Annotated in this window: 6 protein-coding genes; 1 reads left to right on the forward strand and 5 read right to left on the reverse strand. The window is 30.0% G+C overall.

From position 1 onward, the window contains the following. Nucleotides 1–189: 189 nt before the first annotated feature. From D9R21_RS04105 to D9R21_RS04125, 5 genes are all read right to left on the reverse strand, one after another. Entirely contained in the window at nucleotides 190–774 is a 585-nt protein-coding gene (locus D9R21_RS04105; protein ID WP_241568743.1) for an ECF transporter S component family protein, read from the reverse strand. After that, nucleotides 734–1,693, reverse strand: a complete 960-nt coding sequence (gene fmt / locus D9R21_RS04110; protein WP_126821213.1) for a methionyl-tRNA formyltransferase — start codon at nucleotides 1,691–1,693, stop codon at nucleotides 734–736. Before fmt ends, D9R21_RS04105 begins: the two co-directional genes overlap by 41 nt. After that, on the reverse strand, nucleotides 1,680–3,707 hold the full coding sequence (locus D9R21_RS04115; RefSeq protein WP_126821214.1) for a DUF2779 domain-containing protein: 2,028 nt from the start codon (nucleotides 3,705–3,707) through the stop codon (nucleotides 1,680–1,682). The genes fmt and D9R21_RS04115 overlap by 14 nt, the downstream gene beginning before the upstream one ends. A gap of 63 nt (nucleotides 3,708–3,770) precedes the next feature. After that, nucleotides 3,771–4,385, reverse strand: a complete 615-nt coding sequence (locus D9R21_RS04120; RefSeq protein ID WP_126821215.1) for a hypothetical protein — start codon at nucleotides 4,383–4,385, stop codon at nucleotides 3,771–3,773. A 105-nt stretch (nucleotides 4,386–4,490) separates the two neighbouring features. Next, on the reverse strand, nucleotides 4,491–5,009 hold the full coding sequence (locus tag D9R21_RS04125; RefSeq protein WP_241568744.1) for a YebC/PmpR family DNA-binding transcriptional regulator: 519 nt from the start codon (nucleotides 5,007–5,009) through the stop codon (nucleotides 4,491–4,493). Between the two features lie 46 nt (nucleotides 5,010–5,055). Between D9R21_RS04125 and D9R21_RS04130 the strand changes: the two genes are divergently transcribed. After that, on the forward strand, nucleotides 5,056–5,331 hold the full coding sequence (locus D9R21_RS04130; RefSeq protein ID WP_126821216.1) for a transposase: 276 nt from the start codon (nucleotides 5,056–5,058) through the stop codon (nucleotides 5,329–5,331). Nucleotides 5,332–5,350 lie beyond the last annotated feature (19 nt).

Consider the following 5,350-nt stretch of genomic DNA (forward strand, 5'->3'; position numbering starts at 1 on the left):
AGTTTTCATTCTTTATTAAAAAAAGCAACAATTCATAACAATATTTACTTATCGCATGACGAATATATTAATGATGTTAAAAAATGAAATAAATGATATTCAAGCCGCGAAGAAAAGGATATAATAAATAAAAGTTTATAAACCTTTTTTACTAATACTCACTTTTTTGGGTGCACTCTAATTTATGTCCTAATTACTCTTTTTATAATGTCAAAATTGTTCATCATTTCAAATTTTATTTGTACTATGCTCATTAATCTGAACAAAAACAATTGCTAACGTAATTCCTATTATTGTTGCAACAGCAATTTGAATTGCATCAGCAATTAATTCAACAATTGCAACAACACGCCCAAATAAGAAATAACTATACAAAACATATAATAATAACATTAAAGAACTAACAAAAATAGCACCATAGCGACTTAAAATGCGAGCACCAAAATAAGTAATTAAAAACATTAAAATTCTAATTAAAATTGAAATAGGAATAAAAATAAAACCAGCGGTAACAAGATCAATAATTGTTACATACAAAATACCACTAATTAATAACATTGGTCCTTTGATTAACGTTATTAAACCTAAAAATAACCCATCTGCTAACTGAATAATCCCTTTACCAACACCAAAATTGAACTGAATAAATTGGGAAATATAAGCAATAACTACTAACAAAGCAGTAATTAATCCTGTTGTTGCTAAATATTTTAGTGATTTTAAACGATACATTTTAAATAAAAATATTTCTAACCATAATTTCTGACGAGGCATTATGATAGTAATTTTTAGCATCAGTTACTTTTTTTCCCTCGCGTTTTAAACGCGTAATTAGCAAATAACCATCTTCAACTTTAACTTTAATCCCTAATTTTGAAATATCAATAATTGTCCCATTTACAAAATCAGCGTCTTTTTCCGCTAATGGCTCTAAAGTAATCATTGCTTGGTGCAATTTATAATGAATATTATTAACAGTTGTATAAGCAATTGGTCATGCATATAATCCACGAATTTGGTCAACAATTTTTTGTTTTGGTAAAAACCAATTTACTTTTTCTTCATCACGTGTAATATTATAAGCAAATGTTGCTTGACTATCATCCTGTAGTGTTCCTTTAATTTTACCAGTAATAATATCTAATAAATATTTTTCAATCATTGTGCCTGCTAAAACCATTAACCGGTCATGCAAAGATGAGGCTGTTTCGGTGGCACTAATTGGAATTGCTGTTTGAACATACATTTCTCCTGCATCCATTTTTTTAATCATTTTCATTAGTGTAATCCCCGTTTCTCGCTCACCATAAATAATAGCCTTATGAATAGGCGCCCCACCACGTAATTTTGGTAATAATGAAGCATGAACATTAATACAATTAATACGTGCTAATTTTAAAATTCGCTCTGGAATAAATTGCCCATAAGCACACGTTACAATAACATCTGGTTGGAAAGTTCCTAACTCTGTATAAAGATCATTAATTTTTTCTGGTTGAAAAACAGGAATCTGATTTGTTAAGGCAAATTCTTTGACTGGAGAAAATTGAACGAGTTGCTGACGTCCAATTTTACGATCAGGTTGGGTAACAATTCCAATTATTTCAATTTTTGGTGCTAACTTTTGTAAAGCTTTTAAAACAGCTGTTGCAAAGATTGGCGTTCCCATAAAAATTACTCTATATTTCTGCATCTTTTTTCCCTCCCTTAATTGGTGTTAAAGATCCCATTAAACGAACAATATGTTGATAAATAACAACCATTGCTAATGTATCCCGATTACAATATTTTAACATTTCTCCTCGAAATGATTTTTGTCAAATGGTGATTGGAATATTATTCTCCACCCGGCGACGAAAGATTTCACTCGCCATATCACCTTTTTGCACCCTTAATGCTTGATAAGTAAATTGATTATCAAATGCTGGTTGTGTTTTTTTAATTGAAGCTGAACCATAAAATTCTTTTTTATAAATCATAAAGTCCTGAAAAAAATCCATTAAATCAATTGTTTTATTTCGAATAATCCTTAATTTTTTTTGGCAATCTTGATAAGTTGTCATAAGTTCCTCGTTGCGACTTTGATTAATTAAGATTGTTAAATAACTAATTAATTCGGCTAAAACCTTACATTCAAAACTCTTATAATAAGCAACATAAACCCCTCCGCCATGTCTAAATAAATCAGTAACTAAATGTTTAATTAGTGCTAAGCGTGGATCACCTTCACCATCTGCTAAAAAGGCATAATGTTCCATTGTCGTTTCATCTTGATAATCAAAGTGATTATCTTTAATAAGATGGACTGAATATTGAAACGGAATTTGCTGATAAGAATATGAATAATCAAAGCGAGGAACTGCCGCTTTCATTGTTTCAAAATCATACATATATATTGGATACTGATACTGTTCTAAAATTTGATTAATAATAGCAACCTTCTTTGGATTAACAACTGGGGCATTATCTTGAACAGCAAGAATTTGGCGTTGTTGTTTTTCTGAAAATAAAATTGGCTTTTTTTGTCGCGTTGATTGTTTAAAGGTAAATGGTAACACAATATCTTTTAACAAATCAATGTGTTCTTGATATTTTAATAATGTCTTTTTTTCCATCCCACGAGTTAACTCAAAGACACTATGATGCGGTGGTAAATAACTAGTAACATGTTGGCAATAACCATAACGATCACCTTTTCCATTGAAACATTGTTCCTTACTAAATAATAGAAAAATTGTTTCAACTGGTTGCATAAAATAATGTTTAATTAAAGCTAAATCATCAGTAATGATGCGATTCTTTTCAACACGTTTGGCAAATTGTCCAGTCATCATTTGCTGACAAAATTCTAATAAACTAATAGCCGGCAAGGTTTTGGTTGGCAATTTATAATAATCTTGAAACATAAACAACTGGTCATCATCAATATCACCAATCCGTTGATACTCCGAATTTAACAACATTAACGAAACCCGACTAATTATTAAGCCTGCCCCGGTTAAAACATAATACTGATAGGCAACATCATAACCATATTCATCCTTAACATCCTTGTCAACATACATTTGTGCTTCTTTATCATATTTCCGACCAGTTGAAGCTTTAACCTCAATTAAATGATAAGTACCATCTGGAAGTTTCTTTAAAATATCACACTTTGTAATACAATTGTTATAAACAAAAGATGGTTCAAAATAAACATCATAGTTTGGATTTGCTAACACTTCAGTTGTCTTTGCAAAAGCAATTTTCTTGCTGTAATGTTCTAAATTAAAATAGGTATAATCACGCATAAAATATTCACGTGCGCGTTGGCCAACTTCATTCCCATCAGCAATTGTTTCACCGGGATAAAAATCAATTTGAACATCTGCCATCGTTGTTTGAATCTCATCTGGTAAAGTTCGAACATCATTACTATCCGTATCCTCAGCTGCTGGTCAATAAGTTTCTAGCGCTAAATCATACAAATGTGGTTGAAATAAAACTTTTCCCTTCTCATTTTCATCATCATCAATAAAAATAGCTTCATCAATTTTGGCACTGTTAATATTATCTTGCAAGTCAAAAAAGACCGAAATTTTTTGAACTGTCACTCATTCTTGCACTGTTTTTAAATTACTTCGTGAAGCTAATGTTCAAGCAATTTTAAAACATTTTTTAAATCGTTTAAAATCTTCTTTTTTTAAAGTTATTTCTAAATCCATTATTGCACTTCACTTTCTTTATTTCGGATTTGCTTTTTAAAGACAAAGAAAATAAGATAGAACTTATTTTGTAGGGACAAATTTCTCTGGTTTTGGTTTTGGGCGTTCATCAACAGGAAGTTGTCCAGCTTTTCGCAATTTCCGTTCTTCTTCACGCTTTTTAAGCATTTCAGCACGATGTGCTTCATATTCTTTTCTTGCCGCAATTTTTGCTGCTTTTTTTTCTTCTTTTGTTAACTTAACCTTTTTTTCACTAATTTCAATTCGATGTTTTGTTTCTTCTAAATCAATTTCTTGGTTAACAATTCAAGTTGTTTCATATTGTTTTTTACTATTTTTTTTTGAAATACCTTCAATTTCAAAAGCTTTTTGTTCTAAAAAAGCATTTGTTTTTGCTTCATAAATATCAACAATAACATCAAAAATATCGCGATATTTAAATTCTTTTCCTTTACGAGCAATAACTTTTTCATATTCTAATCTTAAGTTTTTACGATTATCAGTATCTTTAATATATTGTTTAATTTTATCTTTAACTTGTTTTTTTCGTTTTTCTCGTTCAATGCGTTGTGCTTTTCGTCCCATAATTGAAGAAACAATTGCAAAAATAATAACTGCGACTACAATTACGACTAAAATCACATTCATTGTCATACTACCACCCAAAAAATTTGACATTATTATCTAAACTCCTTTTTTACTTTACTATTATTATGCACTATTAGCGATAATTTTTCAATTGTTTCTAATTTCCCAAGTTGTTTTCCTGCTTTTCAATCTGAACTAAGCAAGGAAAACATTATGATAAACATCTTGCACATCATCAATGTCATCTAACATATTTAACATTTTTTCAAATTGTTCAGCGTCATCTCCTTGTAAAGTAATCCGGTCATGGGGAAGCATTGTAATTTCTGCCATTTGAAATGTTGTAATCCCGGCTTGATCTAATGCCGTTTTAACACTATTAAATGCTGTTCTTCCTGGCGCATAAACAACAATTTGTCCATCTTCAGCAACAACATCATTAATATCACAATCTGCTAGTAATAATAATTCTAATACTTCTTCAACCGTTTTACCTGTAAAAGCAAACACTGCTAAATGATCAAATAAATGCACGACAGCCCCATTAACTCCTAGTTTACCACCTGTTTTAGTAAAACAATTGCGTAATTCTGCCACAGCACGGTTAACATTATTTGTCAATGTATCAACAATAATTGCACTACCCCCTGGTCCATACCCTTCATAACGAATTGCTTGGTAATTTTCATTATCGTTTCCAAGACTGCACCCCAAAAAGTAAGTAAAATTAAAAAAGAACTTTACTAAACTTTTAGAGGAGGTGCATTTTTTAACGGCAGGAAAAGAACAAAAATTTAAAACATATACTGCAGAATTTCGAAAAAATACAGTAAAAGAAATTGAACAAACATCGCTTACTTATATTGCACAAAAATATAAAGTAAATATAAAAACACTTGATTCATGACAAAGAAATTTTAAAAAAGGAATTTTAAATACACCAAAAGGTCCAAAAAAACCATTTGGAAAAAAAGATTTAAACTATTATAAAGTTAGGTATGAATTATTAAAAAAGCTCCATGACTTTTACAATTAAATAAACAAAAAATAGTATC

This window comes from Spiroplasma endosymbiont of Megaselia nigra (genome assembly GCF_003987485.1).
In the GTDB taxonomy this organism is placed as follows: Bacteria; Bacillota_I; Bacilli_A; order Mycoplasmatales; family Mycoplasmataceae; genus Spiroplasma.